Here is a 19,488-nt window from a genome sequence, read left to right on the forward strand (position 1 = left end):
TGTGGCACAGCGCCAGCGTGTCTCGACTTCGCTCGACACGAACGGGGATAGGGGGCATTAGAGTCTCATATGCGTAAGCTTCTCACTGCCTCGATCATCGCCGCCTCGCTGCTCCTCGGCGGCTGCGGCCTGCGCCCGCTCTATGCCAGCGGCAGCGACGGCGCGGTGGCGACGATCCTCGCCGACGTGGACGTCGCGCCGATCGAGGGGCATCAAGGCTGGCTCGTCCGCAATGCGCTGCGCGACCGGCTCGTCGCCGCGCAGAACGGGCAGGGTGCGGGCAAGCGCCTGCGGCTCGACGTGCGGCTCGAGGACAGCATCACCGGCTTCGGCGTGCGCGCCGACGATGCGGTGACACGCGAGCGCCGGACGCTGCGCGCCCGCTACCAGCTCGTCGACGCCGGCACCGGGCAGGTGCTGCTCGACGCGACCGCCTTCTCCGACGCCGGGATCGACGTCGTCGGCAGCGAATATGCGACGATCGCCGCCGAATCGACCGCGCTCGAACGCCTGTCGCAGGCGGTCGCCGACCAGATCGTCGCGCGCATCGCGGTCTTCGCCGACCGCGGCGGCGGCCGCACCCCCGACGCCCCCGCCTCCCCGGGCTCGTGAAGAGCGTCAAACCCGCCGAGCTGGAACGCGTCGGCCGGCTCGACCCCGCGGTCCGCCTCACCCTGCTCACCGGTCCCGACGAAGCGACGATGGAGACGCTCGCCGCGCGGCTGGTGAGCCTCGCGGGCAAGGAGGCCGAGCGGCTCGACCTCACTTCGTCGCAGATGAACCAGGACCCCTCGCTGCTCGCCGCCGAGGCCGCGTCGATGTCGCTCTTTTCGAGCGCGCGCGTGATCCGGCTCGAAATCTCCGGCAGCGGCGACGACTGCCTCGCCGCGGTCGAGGCACTGCTGGCGACCGACAATGCGATCAACCCGGTGATCGCGACCGGCGCCTCGATCACCGCCAAGTCGAAACTGGTCAAGCTGGTCGAGGGATCGGCGAGCGCGGTCGCGGCGATCTGCTACCAGCCCGACCGCCGCGCGCTGGTCGGCATCGCGATGTCCGCCGCCGAGGAGCAGGGGCTCCGCCTCGGCAATGCCGAGGCGCAATTGCTCGTCGACCTCGTCTCGGGCGACCAGGCGCTGATGCGCCGCGAGCTCGAGAAGATCGCGCTCTATCTCGACGCCGGGCCCGATCGCCAGCGCCAGGTCACCGCCGCCGACATCGCCGCCTTGGGCGCCGCCACGCACGAGGAGGATGTCAGCGAGTGCATCAACATCGCGCTCGGCGGCAAGGTGCGCGAACTGCCCGCGATGCTCGCGCAGGCGGCGGCGGTCGGCGTCGCCGAAATCCGCCTGATCCGCGCGCTCGCGATCCGCGCCACGCAGCTCGCGCGCCTCCGCGCCGAGGTCGACGCCGGCGCGCACCCCGCGACGGTGGTGTCGGCGCGCAGCAGCGGGGTGTTCTGGAAGGAACAGAGCGCGGTGACCGCGCAGCTCCACATCTGGGATTCGGTGCGCATCGCGCGGCTGATGAGCCGGTTGCTCGACTGCGAGCGCGCGCTGAAGGCGTCGGGCACCGCAGGCGCGGTGCTGTTCCGCAAGCTGGTCACCGACATCGCGCATCAGGCGGCGCGCGCGCGATAGGCGGCTTTCGGGCGGTTGCGGACATCTTAATCCTCCCTGCGGCGAAGCCGTGGGGAGGGGGACCACCCGCAGGGTGGTGGAGGGGTGCGGGAGGTCATACGCCGAGTTCGGCTGCACGCACCCCTCCACCATGCTTCGCATGGTCCCCCTCCCCATCGCTTCGCGACAGGGAGGATTAAGTACGTCCGCTCCCCACCCCAAAGCCGCCCCCTGGGGAGGGTCCGCCGCGGCCGTGCCCTGACCGCGGCGGACCTCCCGCCCCACCCCTCGCGGGACGGGGGGAGAGCCGCTTAGAACTGCCCGCGCAAGGTCACGCCATAAGTGCGCGGCTCGCCCGGGAAGCCGACGAACAGCTGGTTCGCCGTCCCCGCCAGCCCGCTCGATGCCGGCGCCGCGACGGCGCGGAAGGTGCCGCCGCCCTGCAGCGGCATGTCGGCGCCGATCATATAATATTTGTTGTTGAAGATATTCTGCGCCCACAGCTCGATGCCCCAGCGCCGCTCGGCGCCATAGAGGCCGAGGCGGCCGTTGAACACCGCGAACCCGTCCTGGATCTTCTCGACGTCGAGGTCCGATCCGGTGTTCGTGTCGCTCTGCAGGCGGGTGTCGAAATAGACGAGGCCCGTCAGCCCCGAACTGCCGATCGGCGGGGTCCAGCTGATCCCTGCGGTCGCGACATAGCGCGCGGCGTTCGACACCCCGCGCCCGGGCAGCTGGAACAGCACCGGCGACAGCGGCCGCCCGCCGGTCCCGACGAGATTGCGGCGATAGAGGGTGTCGACATAGGTCAGCCCCATATTGACCGTGAAGTAGCGCGCGGGGCGCAGGAAGGTCTCGATCTCGACCCCCTTGGCACGCACCCCGGGCTTCAGCTGGTCGGGCGCGCAGGCGCCAGTCAGCGCCGACCCGTCGCTGTCGGCCCCGCCGAGGTCGGTCTTGCACGCCTGGATGTTGGTGACCTCGAAATTGACGCCGTTGAAGGTGTTGAGCTGGTAATTGCTATATTCCTGGTAGAAAGCCGCCAGATTTACGTCGACGCCGTCGCCGTCATATTTGACGCCGAATTCATAGGCATCGACCTTTTCGCTCGCGAACTGCAAATCGCTCGCTTCGGCGCGGCCGTTGCCCGGCGTGTTGGCGGGCAGCGCGAGCCGCGCCGCGCAGGCGGCGTCGAAGGCGGCGTTGCACGGCCGGTCGAGCGCCGAGAAGTCGAGGTTGAAGCCTCCCGCCTTATAGCCCTTCGACGCCGAGCCATAGACGAGCAGGTCCTGCGTCGGCTTCCAGCTGAGCACCACCGTGCCCGTCCATTCATTGTCCTTGAACTTGGTCCCCGGGCTGCCCGCGGGCAGGTCGGGCGCGGTGCCGTTGATCACGCACGGCAGCGAGGCGAGCGACTGGAAGGGCGAATTGACGATCAGCGAACAGATCGAATTGTTGAAATTCGCGTCGGCATCCAATGTCTTGCGCTCGCTGGTGTAGCGCGCGCCGACGGTCAGCGTCAGCGTGTCCTCGATGATGTCGAAGCTGTTGTGCGTGAAGATCGCAAAGTTGCGGCTCTTCTGCTCGAAGGTCGATCCCTGGTTGCCGGTGCCGTTGATCGCGAGCCCCGGCTGGCCGAGCGCCGCGGCGAGCGAGCCGAAGCCCGGGCGCGCGGGGTTGGCGATCAGCGCCTGCAGCAGGCTGCGCGTCGCGCCCGGCGGCAGCACGTTGATCGTGCCCTGGATCACGGGGACGTTTACGCATTGCGCGTTGCTGGGCAGCACTGCCGAGGGCAACGCCTGCGCCAGCAGCAGGCAGTTGGCAAATTTCTCGTAATTGGCGCCGTAGACGATGTCATCGTCGACATCGAGCCGCTCGTTGGCGTAATAGCCGCCGACCAGCCAGTCGAGCCGCCCGTCGAACGCCTCGCCCTGCAGCCGCAGTTCCTGCGTGAACAGGCGGAAGCGGCGGTCGAGGTCGGTGCGCCGCAATATGTCGAGTGCGTTGAAATCGGCGTCCTGCCCCTGCGCATTCTTGTAATCGCGGTACGCCGTGATCGAGGTCAGCGACGCGCCGCCGAGGTCCCAGCTGACCTCGCCAGACACGCCCCAATCCTTGGTATCCGAGCGATAGTCGACCCCGGGGGTCGTCGCCTGGCGGCGCACGAAGCTTGTCCCCGCGGGCGCCTGCTGATGGTTCGAGCCGAGCGCGAGCAGCAGCGGCAGCAGCGTGTTCGCCGAGGCGACGGGGAAGCCGTCGGGGCCGCGCGCGAGGTTGCGTACGGGGTTGAGCAGGATGCCGCCGCAGCAATTTTCCTTGCGCTCGCTGTAATCGGCGATCAGCCGGACCTTGAGGCTGTCATTGGGTTCGAACGCGAGCTGGCCGCGGACGAGCCAGCGGTCGCGGTCGTTGATGTCGGGCTCGCCGGGGGTGACATTCTGGATGAAACCGTCGCGCTTCTGCCAGACGCCGTCGAGGCGCACCGCGGCGGTATCGCCCAGCGGGGCGTTGACCATGCCGTCGACGCGCCAATAATCGTAATTGCCGTAGCTCACCGACCCCTTGGCGCCGAAGCCCGTCATGTCGGGGCCCTTGGTGACGATGTTGATGAGCCCCGCGGTCGAGTTGCGCCCGAAGAGCGTGCCCTGCGGTCCGCGCAGCACCTCGACGCGCTCGATATCGCCGAGTTCGGACAGGCCGACCCCGGTACGGCTGCGATAGACGCCGTCGATGAACAGCCCGACCGAGCTTTCGAGCCCCGGATTCTCGCCGACGGTGCCGATGCCGCGGATGCGCGCGGTGAAATTGACCTCGCTCGTCGCGCCCGAGACGAGCAGCGACGGGGCGACCTGGCCGAGCGCGCGGACGTCGGTGGCGCCGGTCTTTTCCAGCGTGTCGCCCGACACCGCCGAGACGGCGATCGGCACGTCGGAGAGCAATTCGCTACGCCGCGTCGCGGTGACGATGATCGTGTCGTCGTCGGTCTCGGCGGCGGGTGCCGGCGCGTCCTGCGCCCAGAGCGGGGTCGCCGCCAGCAGCGTCGCGAGCGCGGCCCCCGCCGCACTGCCACGGGCGAAACGCGCAATTCTCCTGTCGGCCTTTTTCATGTCATCCTCCCACCAAGCTTATTTTATTCTCAGCGATGATAACAGATTTTCGGCCGATGCCAAAATCAAAAACCGCCCGCATCCGGTGGGATGCGGGCGGCCTTGAAAGTCCGGAAAACCGGATGTTTTGCGCTTAGAACTTGCCGCGCAGCGTCAGGCCATAGGTCCGGGGTTCGGCCAGGAACTGCGAGAAGATCTGGCGCCCGCCGGGGAAGCCGTTGGCGTCGGTGAACGGCGCCGAGCTCGTGCCCGCCTGGAAGGGCGAGTTGAAGGCGACCTGGGCATAGTCGGCGTTGAGGATATTCTGCGCCCACAGTTCGACCGCCCATTTCTCGTCGGCCCCGCGCACGCCGAGGCGCGCGTTGAACACCGTGAAGCTTTCCTGTTCCTTCTGCGGGAACAGGTCGGAGCCGGTGTTGTAGCCACTGGTCGCGCGGCCATCGATATAGACGAGGCCGGTGAGCCCGCCGCTCCCGATCGCCGGGGTCCAGGTCATGCTGGCGGTACCGACCAGTTCGGGCGCGTTCGACAGATTGTCGCCGGGCAGGAAGCGCAGCGCGGGGTCGAGCGGCCCGCCGGCGTTGGTGCCGACCAGGTTGGCGCGATATTTGGTCTTCGAATAGGTCACGCCCGCCGCGAGGCGGAGGTCGTCCGCCGGCGCGAAGGAGGATTCGAGCTCGAAGCCTTCGGCGCGCACGCCCCAGCTGACCTTGTCGGCGGCACAGGCGCCCGTCGCGGCGCTCGCGTCGCGGTCGGCACCACCCAGGTCGGCTTCACAGCCGTTGATGTTCTGGACCAGGAACACCGTGCCGTTGAAGGTGTTGAGCTGGAAGCTCGAGAAGTCCGAGCGGAACAGCGACACGCCGAGGTTGAACCCGCCCGCCGAATATTTGGCGCCGATTTCATAGCTGTCGACCTTTTCGGGGTCGAACTGGAGGTTGCCCACCAGCGCCTGCGCCCCGGCCTGGCCGCCGAACGGCAGGATCGGCGATTTCAGCGCCGAACGGTCGAGGTTGAACCCGCCCGCCTTGTAGCCGCGCGAATAGCTGACATAGGTGAGCAGGTCTTCGACCGGCTTCCACGACAGGATCGCGGTGCCGGTGAACTCGTCCTCGCTGCGCTTGTCGTTGATCGACACGCCGTTGAGCTCGGCGGTCGAATTGCCTTGGCAGCCGAGTCCGACCAGCGCACCGGCCAGCGCCCGCGCGGTGGCGTTGGTCGCCGGGTTCGCCAGATCGTCGAGCAGCAGGCCCTGGATCGTGGTGCAACGCGTGTTGTCGTTGGTGAAGCTCGCGTTGAACTTCTTCTTGTCGTTGGTGTAGCGGACGCCGAAGGTGAAATCGAGCGTGTCGGTGATGTGGAAGATATTGTGCGTGAACAGCGCCCAATTCTTGCCGTTCTGGCGATAGCGATCGTTGATCGAACCGAGATTGTTCAGGCTGTCGAGCGCGTTGAACGCCGCGACGATGTCGGCGCCCGACGCGCCGCTCGCCGCCGCGATCGTCGCCGGGCCGACGCCGGGTGCGACGCAGAGCGGGTTGGTCGGCGAATAGAGCCCCGCGAGCCCGCCGCCCGAGATGATGCGGCACGTCGCGAAACGGCCGTACTGGTTGCCGAAGCGGAGGTTGTCGCGGACGGTCAGCTTCTCGTTGGCGTAGAAGCCGCCGACGAGCCAGTCGAGCTTGCCGTCGAACGCCTCGCCCTGCAGGCGCAGTTCCTGGGTGAAGGTGTGGAACTGGCGATAGGCGTCGTCGTCCTCGGCGCGGTAGAGGATGTCGACCGTGCCATAATCGACGTCGCCCGCCTGCCCTGAGCGATATTCGCGGTAGCCAGTGATCGAGGTCAGGGTCGCGCCGCCCAGGTCATAGTCGATCTGGCCCGAGAAGCCGTAGTCCTTGGTCTTGCCGGCATAGCTGCGCCCCGGGGTGACCGACAGCGTGCGCGCATAGCGCTGGCTGAACGCCGGCAGCGCCTGGCCCAGGTCGCGCAGCACGTTGATGATGTTGTTGCCGTTGGCCTGCAGCGGCGACAGCGGCACCGACGGGTTGTTGAGGTCGCCGACCGCGGTGTTGACCGCGCTGTCGACATAGGTCGCGCCGCAGCATTTCTCGTCGCGATAGGTGTAATCGGCGATCAGCCGGATCGACAGCGCGTCGGTCGGCTCGAACAGCAATTGTCCGCGCACGAAATAGCGGTCGCGGTCGTTGACGTCGGTGTTGTTGTTGACGTCGCGATAGAAACCGTCGCGCTTAACCCAGATGCCGTCGAGGCGGGCGGCGATCGTGTCGCTCAGCGGCCCGGTGATGCTGCCACCGAGGCGGAAATAGTCATAATTGCCATAGGTCGCCTCGGCGGTGCCGCCGAACTCGAAATCGGGCTTTTTCGAATAGATGCTGATCAGGCCCGCCGACGAGTTGCGGCCGCCGAGCGTGCCCTGCGGGCCGCGCTGCACTTCGACGCGGTCGATCTCGCCCAGTTCGTTGAGGCCGATGCCCGAACGCGAGCGATAGACGCCGTCGATGAACACGGGGACCGAGCTTTCGAGGCCGGGATTGTCGCCGACCGTACCGATGCCGCGGATACGCGCCGAGCCATTGGCTTCCGAGCCCGTCGACGAGACGAGCAGCGACGGCGCCACCTGGTTGAGCTGGCGGATGTCGTTCGCGCCGCTGTTCTGCAGCGCTTCGGCATTCACCGCCGAGATCGCGACGGGAACGTCGGACAGCAGCTGCGAACGGCCCTGCGCGGTGACGACGATTTCGCTGTCGGCGGCGCCGTCGTCGGTGGTGGCGGTGTCGGTCGCCGTGTCCTGGGCATAAGCCGGGACCGCCATGCTGACGATGGCCAGCGAGGCGCCAAGCGCACTCGTGCGCAGAAGGCGGGCAGCACAAAGGGTATAGGATTTCATTTCGGGCACTCCTCTCAACATTTCGTTGTTTTTATTGGCGCCTATTCATACGCATAATTATGCGCTGATCCAGCCGAGGGCGCGCGTTTCCGTCATGTTTTCGGCGAGTGCGGCTTTTTGGTCACAGGCGCAAAAGCGCGGGATTCGCCGCGATCAGGCGCGGCGCGGCATTGCCGTAACGTCATCGGCGGCATGGCCGCCACAGCGCAGCGACAGCAATTTTCCGCCCGCGACCAGCATTGCGCGATAATCGCCGGCAAAATTGGCCGCGATCGCCTTGTCGCCGACGTCGAGCCCGCCGGTCAGGCTGCCGAAGGCGGGCAGAATCAGCCGCTGCGCATCGCCGGCGAAACACGGCCGCGACACGAGCCGCCCGCGCAGCTGGAGGCGCAGCTTGGGGTGGAAATGACCCGATATCTCGGGCCGCGTCTCGCCGGCGATACATTGGTGGCGAAGGACGACGCCGTCGACCTCCATCTCGTCGGCAACCGCACCGCCCCACGCGCCGCCGGCCAGCCCGTCGTGGTTGCCCGCGATCCAGGTCAGCCGCGCGCTGCCCGCCTGGCGCAGCAGCCGCTCGGCGACCGCGGGCGCGATGCGCTCCGCCGCGGCGCGGTCGTGGAAACTGTCGCCGAGGCACCAGATCGCAGCTGCCCCCGTCTCGGCGGCGAGCCGCGCGAGCCGGTCGAGCGTGTCGTGGCTGTCATAGGGCGGCAGCGGCTGGCCGTGCGCCGCGTACCAGCTCGCCTTTTCGAGATGCAGGTCGGCGACGATCAGCGCGCCGTGGCGCGGCCAGAACAGCGCGCGCCCGGCAAGCGGAACGAACCGGTGACCGGCGAAATCGAGGTGCGGCGCGGCGGGCATCGCACCGCTATGGCGGTGCCGCCTGCCCCCGGCAAGGGTCGCGCGCCCGGGGCCTATCCGCGGGGCGGCGAATAGGCGGCGAAACGCTGCCGGTTCTCGCGCGACGCCCCGGTCGGCAGTTCGAAGATCACGCGCTTGTTGGGAAAATCGATCTCCACGCGGTCGAACAGCGACAGGCTGTCCATGCCCAGCAGCAGCGCCGGCCGCTCCTCCAGCCCCAGCGCGCGGAACGCCTGGCTGTCGGCGAAGGAGACGGGCAGGTCGTTGACGTCGGCGCCGCTGATCGTGATGCGCTTGATCGCGGTGCGCGTCGCCGGCACCTCCTCGCCCGAAACCGCGTTCAGCACCGTCGGAAAGAAGGGGAAGCTGTGCTGGCGCCGCGACGCGACCAGCCGTTGCAGCGCGAGGTTGCCGACGCTGGTCTGTGCCCCGGTGTCGACGATCACGTCGACGCGCTTGCCGTCGATCCGCGCGTCGGACAGGATCAGCCGCCCCGCCATGTTGCGCGCGGTGACGACGATCGCGTCGTCATCGTCGATGATCGGCCGCGCCCGGCGGCGCGTTTCCAGTATCTCCATGGTTTCGCTGCGGAAATTGATCAGGATGCGCCGGTTCTCCAGCATGTCGACCCCGATCAGCCCGGCCGCGCCGATATGGCGCCCCGAAAAGGCGGGGGCGTCGAACGGCGTCATGTGCAGCCCCGTCATCGACAGCGCCGCGACACGGTAGCTGCTCACCACCGCCGAGCTGCCGATCGTCGCCAGCCGCAATTTCTCGCCCTCGGCCAGCTTCAGCCGGTCGGCGAGTTCGCGCGCGATCACCGTGCGCTCGGCGCCGGTATCGACCAGGAAGGAAAAGGGCCCCTGCCCGCCGACCATCACCTGCACCGCCATGCGCCGCGTCGCGTCGAGGTCGAAGGGCTGGATGAAGGGGGTGATCTCGCTGGTCAGCGCGGGATCGACGATCGGGGTTGCGGCGGGGGCGGGCACCGCCGGGGGCGCCGGCGGCTGGCTCGCGCCCAGCAGCAGCGGCGCCGCGGCGAGCGCGCTCCAGAACATCGGCCGCTTCGAAACATGGGTCATCGCGGGCATCCTCATTATATTTGTCCGCAGTCTACGCCTCTCCGCGGTTCGCGGCAAGCGGGGCGAGGGTTACGGGCGGGGAGTGATCGGGACGGCGGTTTGGGGGTTGGGAGCTGCCACTTGTCCGGTCGTCATCCCGGGCTTGACCCGGGACCCGCCTTCCTTCTCTCGCTGTCGGATCAAAGAAAAGGCAGGCCCCGGGTCAAGCCCGGGGTGACGAAGGTGGGTTACACCGGCGTCGCCTTCCGCCCGATACCCGACCGCCCTCAACCCATCGCCGCTTCCGCCAGCTCGTCGGCCAACTCTCCCAGCAGCGCGTCGTCGATATCGGCCGCGGCGACATTCTCGCGCCCGATCAGCACCAGCACCGGCACCGCCAGCGGGCTGATCCGCTCGAGCCGCTGGTGCAGCATCGTCCCCGCCGCGCGGTCGAGCAGGTCGCCGAGCCGCGCCACATCGGTCAGCCGCTCGCGCGCATCGGCCCAGGCCGCCTCAAGCAGCAGATGGTCGGGCTCGTATTTGCGCAGCACGTCGAAGATCAGGTCGGTCGAAAAGGTCACCTGCTTGCCCGTCTTGCGCTTGCCCGGATGCTGGCGCTCGATCAGCCCGCCGATCACCGCGACCTCGCGAAAGGCGCGCTTCAGGAGGTGCGATCCCTCGACCCATTCGACGAACTCGTCCTCGAGGATTGCGGCGTCGAAGAGCGCGGCGGGGTCGGTCACAGGGCGCAACGACCAGATCGCCAGCGCATAATCAGACGCGACGAAGCCCAGCGGCTGCAAGCCCGCGCGCTCCATGCGCTTCGAGATCAGCATGCCCAGCGACTGGTGCGCGTTCCACCCCTCGAAGGGATAGGCGACGAGGTAATGATTGCCCTCGTGCGGAAAGGTCTCGACCAGCAATTCGCCCGGCCGCGGCAGCACCGATCGCAGCTGCTGCATCTCCAGCCAGAAGCGCACATCTTCGGGAAAGCGCGACCAGCTCTCAGGCTCGGCGAGGAAGGCCCGCACCCGGTCGGCGAGCCGCGTCGTCAGCGCCATGCGCGCCCCGACATAGGAGGGGATGCGCGCCGGCCGCGTCGTCGCGCGCACCAGCAGGTCGGTGTCGCGGATCGCCTCGACCTCGAGGCTGAGCCCGGCAAAGGCGAAAGTATCGCCGGGGCTCAAGGTGCTCGCGAAATATTCCTCGACACTCCCCAGGCGGCGCCCGTTCTTGAAGCGCACGTCGAGCGTCGGCGCATCGACGATGATCCCGGCATTGAGCCGGTGCTGCGCCGCGAGCCGCGGATGCGCGATGCGCCAGCGGCCGGCGCCGTCGGGCGCGAGGCGGCGAAAGCGGTCGTAGCTCTTGAGCGCATAACCCCCGTCGCGCACGAAACCGAGCAGCCGCGAAAAGGTCGTCGCGTTGATCCAGCGATAGGGCGCCGCGGATCGGATCTCTTCGAGCAATTCGCCCTCGTCGAACGACGCCGCGCAGGCGAGCGCCATGACATGCTGCGCCAGCACGTCGAGCGCGCCGGGGCGGAAGCGGTCGGCGTCGCGTTCGCCGGCCTCGACCGCGTCCAATGCGGCCTGCGCCTCGAGATATTCGAAGCGGTTGCCCGGCACGATCAGCGCGCGGCTCGGCTCATCGAGCCGGTGATTGGCGCGCCCGATCCGCTGGAGCAGACGCGACGAGCCCTTGGGCGCGCCCATCTGGATCACGCAATCGACGTCGCCCCAGTCGAGCCCGAGGTCCAGGCTCGACGTCGCGACCAGCGCGCGCAGCCGGCCTTCGGCCATGGCTTGCTCGGCGCGCTGCCGCGCCTCGCGGTCGAGGCTGCCGTGGTGGATCGCGATCGGCAGGCTCAAATCATTGACCTTCCACAATTCCTGGAAGATCAGCTCGGCCAGCCCGCGCGTGTTGCAGAAGATGATCGTCGTCCGGTTCGTCGCGACCACCTCCATCACCTGGTGCACCGCATAGCGCCCCGAATGCCCCGCCCAGGGCACCGCGCCCTCGGGCAGCAGGATCGATATGTCGGGATCGGCCCCCGCCTCGCCGGTCACGATCGTCATCGTCTCGCCCGCCGCCTCGGGCGCCAGCCACTCGGCATATTGCGCGGGATCGGCGATCGTCGCCGACAGCCCGACGCGGCGCATCGCGGGGGCGATCGCCTGCAGCCGCGCCAGCGCGAGGCTCAGGAGATCGCCGCGCTTGCCCGGCGCAAAAGCATGGATCTCGTCGATCACCACCGTCTTGAGGTCCGCGAACATCGTGAAGCTGTCGGGATAGGAGAGCAGCAGCGACAGCGATTCGGGAGTGGTGAGCAGGATGTTAGGTGGCCGGCTACGCTGCCGCGCTTTCTTGTCGGACGATGTGTCGCCGCTGCGGCTCTCGACGCTGATCGGCAGTCCCATTTCCTCGATCGGCACGGTCAGATTGCGCTCGACGTCGGCGGCGAGCGCCTTCAGCGGCGAGACGTAGAGCGTGTGCAGCCGGTCCGACGGGGTGGCGGCGAGGTCGACCAGCGTCGGCAGGAACCCCGCGAGCGTCTTCCCCGCCCCCGTCGCCGCGACGAGCAAGGCATGTTCGCCGCGCGCCGCCGCCGCGAGCATATCGGCCTGATGCCGCCGCACCCGCCACCCGCGCGCGGCGAACCAGTCGGTGAAAAGGGCGGACAGCGGCATGGGGCAGATGTGGCGCGCGGCGATGCAGGGGGCAAGGGTCTCCAGATCCTCCCCTTGGCGCAGCCATGGGGAGGGGAACCGCCGCGAAGCGGTGGTGGAGGGGTCTGGCCTTGCACCGACGCCTGACGGCGTCGCCCCCTCCGTCAGCGCTTCGCGCTGCCACCTCCCCATCGCTGCGCGTGGGGAGGATCGAGACCCCATCGACAACCCCCGCAAAACCCGCGATACACCCTTCGGGGTCGCATCCATCGGAAGGATGCCCATGTTCAAATCCACACTGGCAACGAGCGCCGCTGCGGCGCTGCTGTTCCCGCTGCCGGTCGCCGCCGAGGAGCCCGTGATGAAGCTCGCGGGCATGCTGCGCTGCGCGGCGGTCTATCAGGTGACCAGCAAAAAACTGCCGCAGGACAGCGAGGCGAAGCGGACCGCGGAGCGGCATTTCCTGCAATATTATATGATCATGCTCGCGCTCGCCGAAAACAAGCCCGACGACAATTTCGACGCGAAGACGCTGAAGACTTTGTACGAAGCCGAAGAGGCCATCGCCGATTCGGACGCGTTGCTCGCGCGGGTGGAGGGCAAGACCGACGTTTTCGCCGCCGACATCGCCACCTGCGCCGCCTTCCGCGAGCGCCAGCCGAGCCTCTTCGCCAGCGCCGACCGGACGATCGAGGCGATGGCCAAGGCGCAGGCAAAGGTCGAAGCGGCGAATTAGGAAAACCGCTTTCGGGCGTTAGCGGCCATCCTAATCCTCCCTGTCGCGAAGCGATGGGGAGGGGGACCATGCGAAGCATGGTGGAGGGGTGGCGGCCTTGAGCCGACGTTTATGGCGTCGACCCCTCCACCACCCTGCGGGTGGTCCCCCTCCCCACGGCTTCGCCGCAGGGAGGATTAATATGTCCGCTCCCCTCCCCTGAGCGGCCCTTAAACCCGCTCTCCCACCTTCCCCAGCAACCCCCGCCAATGCTCGCCCAGCCGCCGCTGGAACAGCATCAACTCGAACCCGTGCCGCGCGACATGCTTCTGCGGGATCGAGTCCCAGCCGCGATGCTCGACAGTGACCCGTGTCTCCGCACCGACCGCCTCGAAGCGCACCTCGACCTCGGTCGCCTGCTCCGCCTTGAAGCTCGGCAGCCGCCAGCCGAAGGCCAGAAGCTCGCCGGGCTCCCAGCGATGCACCGCGCCGATCTCCCACTCGCGCCCGTCGGCGAAACGGGTCACCAGCCGCCCGCCGGGCCCCTCGGGGTCGAAGCGCAGTTCGCCGTCGCCCTGCCGCGACAGCGCGAACAGCGGATGGCTCCGCCACCACAGCCCGATCTCGCGCGTGAACACCTCGAACGCGCGCGCCGGCGAGGCGGTGACGCGCAGCGCGACGATCACCGCGGCGCTCATGTCCCGCGCTCCACATGCGCCTTGAACGCCGCCAGCTGGTCGGCCCAAAGCGCCTCGGTCTCGGCGAGCCACTGTTTGAGTTCGGCGGTCGCGCCGTCCTTCAGTCGGTAGATGCGCACCCGCGCGTCGAAGCGCAAATAGCTGTCCTCGACCAGCCCGCCCTCCTTGAGCGCGCGCAGATGGCGGCTCATCGCGGGCGGCGCGAGCCCGAGCGCCGACGCGAGCTCGCCCGCGCTGTGCGGGCGCTGCCCGAGCAGTTCGACCGCACGCCGCCGCTTCGGGTCGGCGAGCGCGGCGAACAGGCGATCGACCCCCGCGCTCGATCGTTCGGCGCTCAATCGTCGAGCCGCGTCTTGGTCGTGAAGCCGCCCGCGGCATCCCACTCGTCGGCGCTCTTTTCCTCGACGGTCACGCCAAAGGTCCAGATATGCCCCTCGGGATCCTTGGCGCGGTAGCTGCGATCGCCGTAGAATTGCGTCTCGGGTTCCTGGACGATGTCGGCGCCCGCGGCGCGCGCGGCTTCGCAATGCGCGTCGATATCCTCGCCGACCGCCAGCTGGACGTGCACCGTCTGCGTGTTCTTGCCGCCCAGCGATTTCGGGCTTTTGTGATCCTCCGACCATTCGTTGCCGACCATGATCGTCGACCCGCCATAACCCATCTCGCTGTGCGCCAGATTGCCCTCGGCATCGAGCAGCACGAACAGCGGCTCGAAGCCGAACGTCGCCTCCAGCCAGCGGAACGCCGCCTTGCTGTCCTGGTAACAGACGGCGCTCGAAAGTCCCTTGCCGCGTGCTTGGTCCGCCATGCTTCATCTCCCGATTCGCCTATGATTTCTCAATCATAGAATATTTTCGCAAAAATGAAAATACATGCAATCGCGAATGAAGTTGCTAGGGATAGAGCCATGACCGACCTCGCTCGCTGCCTTGCCGAAGCCTATGAAATCGCGCTGCCGCACCGCGGACAGGGCAAGGTGGCCGACTATATTCCGGCGCTGGCGAAGGTCGATCCGAACCGCTTCGGCATGGCGCTCGCGCTCCCCGACGGCACGCTCCACACCGCGGGCGACGCCGACATGCCCTTCTCGATCCAGTCGGTGTCGAAGGTGTTCACGCTGGCGCTGGCCTTGCGCCGCGTCGGCAGTTCGCTCTGGGACAGCGTCGGCCGCGAACCCTCGGGCAGCGCGTTCAATTCGATCGTCCAGCTCGAAAACGAAGCGGGCGTCCCGCGCAACCCCTTCATCAACGCCGGCGCGATCGCGACCACCGACCGGCTGATCGACGGCCGCGACCTCGACGAAACCATCGCCGAAATCCTAGCTTTCATGCGCTCGCGGGCCGGCGATGAAGGCGTCGACATCGACCTCGACGTCGCCTTCTCCGAATCCGAAACCGGCGCGCGCAACCGCAGCCTCACCCATTTCATGGACGCCTTCGGCAACCTCCGCCACCCGGTCGAAACGACGCTCGGCGTCTATTTCCGCCAGTGCGCGATTGCGATGAGCTGCACCCAACTCGCCCGCGCCGGGCTGTTCCTGGCGATGGAAGGCCGCGACCCGCACACCGGCGAGCAATTGCTCGAAGCGCACCGCGCGCGCCGGATCAACGCGATCATGATGCTCTGCGGCCACTACGACAATTCGGGCGAATTCGCCTTCCGTGTCGGCCTGCCGGGCAAGAGCGGCGTCGGCGGCGGCATCCTCTGCATCGCCCCCGGCCAGGGCTCGATCGCGGTCTGGTCGCCGGGGCTCAACGAGGCGGGGACGTCTTTGGTCGGCGCGATCGCGCTCGAACATTTCGCTTATGCCGCCGGCTGGTCGGTGTTCGACTGATAACGGGCGCGCGCAGAGGGTTTCGGTTGGGGCCGACAGGTCCGGATTTTTTGTTTCGCGCAAAGGCGCAAAGGCACGAAGATGTCGTGCCGACCGCGAAGCGGCCTCATTCCCTTCACGTCACGGCAAGACAGAACGAAGATGAAGAAGCGGCCTTGCGGCCGTACCCCCCCCTTCTTCGTGCCTTTGCGCCTTTGCGCGAAATAAATTTGGCCGACACCTGCGGCCCGGCACTCCGTCCGCTCGGTATCGCGCCTCAGTCGTCGAGCAGCGCCAGCCGCACGCGCGCGGTGCCGCTCCGGTGCATGCCGATTTCCTTCGCCGCGGCGTGGCTGATGTCGATCACCCGCCCGCGCCCGAACGGCCCGCGGTCGTTGATCCGCACCACCACGCTCTGCCCGTTCGACAGGTTGGTGACGCGCACCTTGCTGCCGAAGGGCAGGGTACGGTGCGCGGCGGTCAGCGCGCTGGGGTCGCACACCTCGCCATTGGCGGTGCGGTTGCCCGCGATTTCGCGGCTGTAATAGCTCGCCATCCCGGTCACGACCTCGGTCTCAACGACGGCATCGTCATCGCTATCGGCCTCCTGCGCGGCGGCCGGAAGCGCCAGCAGCATCGGCATCAGCATGGCCCAAAGCGCCCGCATGACATCCTCCCCTGTTTTCTGACGGCAGAGAAACGCGCCCGGCGCGCCGTGGCAAGCCGGGCCGCGTTACGCTGCGCTGGAATTGCGGTCAGACGTCGAGATTGGCCACCGACAGCGCGTTGGTCTGGATGAAATCGCGCCGCGGCTCGACCTCGTCGCCCATCAGCCGCTCGAAGATTTCGTGCGCGACGTCGGCCTGTTCGGCCTCGACGCGCAGCAGCGAGCGGTTGGCGGGATCGAGCGTGGTCTCCCACAATTGCTCGGCGTTCATCTCGCCCAGCCCCTTGTAGCGGCTGATCGTCAGCCCCTTGCGGCTGTGCGCGAAAATCGCCTCGAGCAGCTCGGACGGGCGCGTCACCGGGGTCGTCTTGCCGCTCGCGACGACGATCGTCTCGCCATCCTCGCCTTCCTCGCTCTCGACCTCGGCCGCGGCACTGCTCGCCTTCACCAGCCGGCTCGGGCGTGCATAGGTGTCGGCCTGTTCGGTCGCCAGCTTGTGCATCCGGCGCGCTTCCTGGCTCGCGAGGAACCCCGCGTCGATCGCATGATGGTCGCTGACCCCGCGCCAGCGGCGTTCGAGCGTATAGCCGCCGCCCTCGACCGCCGCGACGGTCCAGACGGCTTCGGCGCCGCCGGTCAGCGCGCGCTCGGCGGCGTTGAGCCAGGTCGCGGCGGTCGCGGCGGCGCTGTGGCGCCCTGCGGTGTCGAGCTCGGGATCGAGCGCGCCCGCGAGCGCCAGCGCCTCGACCAGTCCATGGTTCAGGTTACGCGGGACGTAACGCATCAGCGCGCGCAGCCGCCGCCCATGCTCGATCAGGTCGCGCAGGTCCGCGCCCGACCGCGCGCCGCCGCTTGTTTCGAGCAGCAACGCGTCGATGCCGCCGTCGACGAGATAATTTTCGAGCGCGCTATCGTCCTTAAGATAAACTTCGCTCCGCCCCTTGGCGACCTTGTAGAGCGGCGGCTGGGCGATGTAGAGATGCCCCGCCTCGATGATTTCGGGCATCTGGCGATAGAAGAAGGTGAGCAGCAGCGTGCGGATATGCGCGCCGTCGACGTCGGCGTCGGTCATGATCACGATCTTGTGATAGCGCAGCTTCTCGAGATTGAACTCGTCGCGGATCCCGGTGCCGAGCGCCTGGATCAAGGTCCCGACTTCCTTCGACGAGATGATGCGATCGAAACGCGCGCGCTCGACGTTCAATATCTTGCCCTTGAGCGGCAGGATCGCCTGCACATGCCGATCGCGGCCCTGCTTGGCCGAGCCGCCTGCCGAGTCACCCTCGACCAGGAAGAGTTCGCATTTGCTAGGGTCGCGTTCCTGGCAGTCGGCGAGCTTGCCGGGTAGCGATGCGATGTCCATCGCGCCCTTGCGCCGCGTCAGCTCGCGCGCCTTTTTCGCGGCCTCGCGCGCCGCGGCGGCGTCGATGACCTTCTGGATCACCGCCTTGGCATGCGCGGGGTTTTCCTCGAGCCATTCGCTCATGCGGTCGGCCATCAGGCTCTCGAGCGGCTGGCGGACTTCCGAAGAGACCAGCTTGTCCTTGGTCTGCGAGGAGAATTTGGGATCGGGCAGCTTGACCGAGACGATCGCGGTCAGGCCCTCACGCATATCCTCGCCGGTCAGGCTGACCTTCTCCTTCTTCAGCATCCCCGACTTTTCGCCATAGCCGTTGAGCGTGCGCGTCAGCGCGGCGCGGAAGGCGGCCAAGTGCGTGCCGCCGTCGCGCTGCGGAATGTTGTTCGTGAAGCAGAGGACATTTTCATAATAGCTGTCGTTCCACTCGAGCGCGACGTCGATGCCGATGCCATCGCGCTCGCTGCTGATCGCGATCGGATCGGGCAGCAGCGCCGTCTTGTTGCGGTCGAGATATTTGACGAAGGCGGCAATCCCGCCCTCGTAGAAGAGATCGTGGCTGACATGCTCGGCGTGGCGCGCGTCGACGAGCTTGATGCGGACGCCCGAATTGAGGAAGGCAAGCTCGCGGTAACGATGCTCCAGCTTCTCGAAATCGAACTCGGTGACATTCTTGAAGGTCTCGGTCGACGCGAAGAAGGTCACGCGCGTGCCCTTCTTACCCGCCGGGGCGGCGCCGTTGACCTTGAGCGGGGCGACCGAATCGCCGTTCTCGAAGCGCATCCAATGCTCTTCGCCGTCGCGCCAGATCGTGAGCTCGAGCCATTCGCTGAGCGCGTTCACCACCGACACCCCGACGCCGTGCAGGCCGCCCGACACCTTGTAGGCATTGTCGTCGCTCGTATTTTCGAACTTCCCGCCCGCGTGCAGCTGGGTCATGATGACCTCGGCGGCCGAAATGCCTTCCTCGGCGTGGATGCCCGTGGGGATGCCGCGGCCATTGTCCTCGACGCTGACCGAGCCGTCGCTGTTGAGCGTGATCAGGACGAGGTCGCAGTGGCCCGCGAGCGCTTCGTCGATCGCATTGTCGCTGACCTCGAACACCATATGATGCAGCCCCGACCCGTCGTCGGTGTCGCCGATATACATGCCCGGGCGTTTGCGCACCGCGTCGAGGCCTTTGAGGACCTTGATCGAATCGGCGCCATAGGCGTTGGCATTGGGCTGCTTGGCGGCGCTTTCGGGCGCGCTGTTTTCAGGGGTGTCCGTCATATCGATTATATAGGGTCGGCGCCCCGAAAACCCAAGCGAAAATGCGCCTCTCGGGGCCATGGCAAGGGGCGTTGCGCCGCCGCGCCGCGGCGGCTAGTTTCGCCCCCATGAACCATCGTCTCCCCGCTTCGCTTGCCGCCACTCTCGCCTTCGCGCTCGCCGCCTGTTCGCAGCCCGCGCCGCCCGCCGACAATGCCCCCGTCGTCGCCGGCGAGCCGCTCGCCTCGCGCCCGGTAATGATCGGCACCGAAGGGCCGCAGCTTCCCGCCTGTTCGAGCATCAGCCGCGTCAAGGATGGCGGCACCGACGTCTATTGGGCGCCGGGAGAAACGCGCGCAGTCAAGGCAAAGCTCGCCGGCGGGGTGCGCGTGTCGCTGTGCGAGGCGACCGACGACGATGCCTGGTTCGGGGTGATCTTCCCGCCCGCGGGTCAGGACGACACGCTCTGCGGCATCGGCCGCCCGATCCGCACCGCGCGCGAATATCAGGGCCCGTGCCGCTGGGGCTGGATCAAGGGCGGAACGGTGCGGCTGGGGGCTTGATAGCTCGTCGCCCCCGCGCAGGCGGGGGCGACGCTAACCCCTACAATCCTCGATCAGCCGCCCGATCTCCGACTGCACCGGCAGGGTCAGCGTGCTGCCGTTGCTCGCCTCCAAGGCAAATCTGCCGCGGCTGAACGCGATGCGGTCGAGCTTCACGTCGCGCGCGGTGCGGATCGGGCGGCCGATGCCGCAGAGC

The 19,488-nt window shown here is 67.8% G+C and carries 15 protein-coding genes; 5 read left to right on the top strand and 10 right to left on the bottom strand.

All coding sequences use genetic code 11. From position 1 onward, the window contains the following. The first annotated feature begins 69 nt into the window (after positions 1-69). Together lptE and holA are read left to right on the top strand one after the other, a co-directional pair. The gene (gene lptE, locus ATE62_RS13195) at positions 70-612 is read left to right on the top strand and encodes an LPS assembly lipoprotein LptE (RefSeq protein WP_058810179.1); all 543 of its coding nucleotides are present in this window, start codon (positions 70-72) and stop codon (positions 610-612) included. After that, positions 609-1,640, top strand: coding sequence for a DNA polymerase III subunit delta (gene holA, locus ATE62_RS13200; RefSeq protein ID WP_058810178.1), 1,032 nt, complete (start codon positions 609-611; stop codon positions 1,638-1,640). Before lptE ends, holA begins: the two co-directional genes overlap by 4 nt. Positions 1,641-1,930: 290 nt before the next feature. Here holA and ATE62_RS13205 read toward each other — a convergent pair whose 3' ends face one another. The 5 genes from ATE62_RS13205 to ATE62_RS13225 form a co-directional block, all read right to left on the bottom strand. Further along, positions 1,931-4,726, bottom strand: coding sequence for a TonB-dependent receptor (locus ATE62_RS13205; protein ID WP_082662802.1), 2,796 nt, complete (start codon positions 4,724-4,726; stop codon positions 1,931-1,933). Between the two features lie 133 nt (positions 4,727-4,859). Beyond that, entirely contained in the window at positions 4,860-7,634 is a 2,775-nt protein-coding gene (locus ATE62_RS13210) for a TonB-dependent receptor (protein WP_058810142.1), read from the bottom strand. A 153-nt stretch (positions 7,635-7,787) separates the two neighbouring features. Further along, positions 7,788-8,498 carry a ligase-associated DNA damage response endonuclease PdeM gene (pdeM, locus tag ATE62_RS13215; RefSeq protein ID WP_058810141.1) on the bottom strand — a complete coding sequence of 237 codons (711 nt, stop codon included), beginning with the start codon at positions 8,496-8,498 and terminating at the stop codon, positions 7,788-7,790. 53 nt (positions 8,499-8,551) lie between these two features. Beyond that, on the bottom strand, positions 8,552-9,580 hold the full coding sequence (locus tag ATE62_RS13220; protein ID WP_058810143.1) for a retroviral-like aspartic protease family protein: 1,029 nt from the start codon (positions 9,578-9,580) through the stop codon (positions 8,552-8,554). A 266-nt stretch (positions 9,581-9,846) separates the two neighbouring features. Then, a complete protein-coding gene (locus ATE62_RS13225) occupies positions 9,847-12,249 on the bottom strand; it encodes a ligase-associated DNA damage response DEXH box helicase (RefSeq protein ID WP_058810140.1) in 2,403 nt (800 codons plus the stop codon). Between the two features lie 262 nt (positions 12,250-12,511). On the opposite strand from ATE62_RS13225, the gene ATE62_RS13230 reads away from it, so the two are divergent. Further along, positions 12,512-12,964, top strand: a complete 453-nt coding sequence (locus tag ATE62_RS13230; protein WP_058810139.1) for a hypothetical protein — start codon at positions 12,512-12,514, stop codon at positions 12,962-12,964. A gap of 209 nt (positions 12,965-13,173) precedes the next feature. Here ATE62_RS13230 and ATE62_RS13235 read toward each other — a convergent pair whose 3' ends face one another. Genes ATE62_RS13235 through ATE62_RS13245 form a run of 3 tightly spaced genes read right to left on the bottom strand, consistent with a single transcriptional unit; the run spans position 13,174 to position 14,449 of the window. Next, entirely contained in the window at positions 13,174-13,641 is a 468-nt protein-coding gene (locus ATE62_RS13235; RefSeq protein WP_058810138.1) for an SRPBCC domain-containing protein, read from the bottom strand. Further along, positions 13,638-13,979, bottom strand: coding sequence for an ArsR/SmtB family transcription factor (locus ATE62_RS13240; protein ID WP_058810137.1), 342 nt, complete (start codon positions 13,977-13,979; stop codon positions 13,638-13,640). The genes ATE62_RS13235 and ATE62_RS13240 overlap by 4 nt, the downstream gene beginning before the upstream one ends. Further along, positions 13,976-14,449: a VOC family protein gene (locus ATE62_RS13245; RefSeq protein WP_058810136.1), complete on the bottom strand. Its 474-nt coding sequence runs from the start codon at positions 14,447-14,449 to the stop codon at positions 13,976-13,978. Before ATE62_RS13245 ends, ATE62_RS13240 begins: the two co-directional genes overlap by 4 nt. Positions 14,450-14,548: 99 nt before the next feature. Here ATE62_RS13245 and ATE62_RS13250 point away from each other — a divergent pair, with 99 nt between their 5' ends. Next, complete coding sequence (locus ATE62_RS13250; protein ID WP_058810135.1) at positions 14,549-15,475, top strand: glutaminase; 927 nt, start codon at positions 14,549-14,551, stop codon at positions 15,473-15,475. A gap of 256 nt (positions 15,476-15,731) precedes the next feature. On the opposite strand, the gene ATE62_RS13255 is transcribed toward ATE62_RS13250, so the two are convergent. Continuing rightward, positions 15,732-16,121: a septal ring lytic transglycosylase RlpA family protein gene (locus ATE62_RS13255; protein WP_058810134.1), complete on the bottom strand. Its 390-nt coding sequence runs from the start codon at positions 16,119-16,121 to the stop codon at positions 15,732-15,734. An 88-nt stretch (positions 16,122-16,209) separates the two neighbouring features. After that, on the bottom strand, positions 16,210-18,750 hold the full coding sequence (gene gyrB / locus ATE62_RS13260) for a DNA topoisomerase (ATP-hydrolyzing) subunit B (RefSeq protein ID WP_058810133.1): 2,541 nt from the start codon (positions 18,748-18,750) through the stop codon (positions 16,210-16,212). 107 nt (positions 18,751-18,857) lie between these two features. Here gyrB and ATE62_RS13265 point away from each other — a divergent pair, with 107 nt between their 5' ends. Further along, positions 18,858-19,292, top strand: a complete 435-nt coding sequence (locus ATE62_RS13265) for a hypothetical protein (protein WP_058810132.1) — start codon at positions 18,858-18,860, stop codon at positions 19,290-19,292. Positions 19,293-19,488 lie beyond the last annotated feature (196 nt).

This window comes from Sphingopyxis sp. HIX (assembly GCF_001468285.1).
In the GTDB taxonomy this organism is placed as follows: domain Bacteria; phylum Pseudomonadota; class Alphaproteobacteria; order Sphingomonadales; family Sphingomonadaceae; genus Sphingopyxis.

Excerpts from the sequence above, each read along its gene's own strand:
- ATE62_RS13225 (WP_058810140.1), bottom strand. The coding sequence starts at position 12,249 with ATGCCGCTGTCCGCCCTTTTCACCGACTGGTTCGCCGCGCGCGGGTGG.
- ATE62_RS13220 (WP_058810143.1), bottom strand. The coding sequence starts at position 9,580 with ATGACCCATGTTTCGAAGCGGCCGATGTTCTGGAGCGCGCTCGCCGCG.
- ATE62_RS13250 (WP_058810135.1), top strand. The coding sequence starts at position 14,549 with ATGACCGACCTCGCTCGCTGCCTTGCCGAAGCCTATGAAATCGCGCTG.
- ATE62_RS13205 (WP_082662802.1), bottom strand. The coding sequence starts at position 4,726 with ATGAAAAAGGCCGACAGGAGAATTGCGCGTTTCGCCCGTGGCAGTGCG.
- ATE62_RS13210 (WP_058810142.1), bottom strand. The coding sequence starts at position 7,634 with ATGAAATCCTATACCCTTTGTGCTGCCCGCCTTCTGCGCACGAGTGCG.
- pdeM (WP_058810141.1), bottom strand. The coding sequence starts at position 8,498 with ATGCCCGCCGCGCCGCACCTCGATTTCGCCGGTCACCGGTTCGTTCCG.
- ATE62_RS13230 (WP_058810139.1), top strand. The coding sequence starts at position 12,512 with ATGTTCAAATCCACACTGGCAACGAGCGCCGCTGCGGCGCTGCTGTTC.
- lptE (WP_058810179.1), top strand. The coding sequence starts at position 70 with ATGCGTAAGCTTCTCACTGCCTCGATCATCGCCGCCTCGCTGCTCCTC.
- ATE62_RS13265 (WP_058810132.1), top strand. The coding sequence starts at position 18,858 with ATGAACCATCGTCTCCCCGCTTCGCTTGCCGCCACTCTCGCCTTCGCG.
- ATE62_RS13235 (WP_058810138.1), bottom strand. The coding sequence starts at position 13,641 with ATGAGCGCCGCGGTGATCGTCGCGCTGCGCGTCACCGCCTCGCCGGCG.
- gyrB (WP_058810133.1), bottom strand. The coding sequence starts at position 18,750 with ATGACGGACACCCCTGAAAACAGCGCGCCCGAAAGCGCCGCCAAGCAG.
- ATE62_RS13255 (WP_058810134.1), bottom strand. The coding sequence starts at position 16,121 with ATGCGGGCGCTTTGGGCCATGCTGATGCCGATGCTGCTGGCGCTTCCG.
- ATE62_RS13245 (WP_058810136.1), bottom strand. The coding sequence starts at position 14,449 with ATGGCGGACCAAGCACGCGGCAAGGGACTTTCGAGCGCCGTCTGTTAC.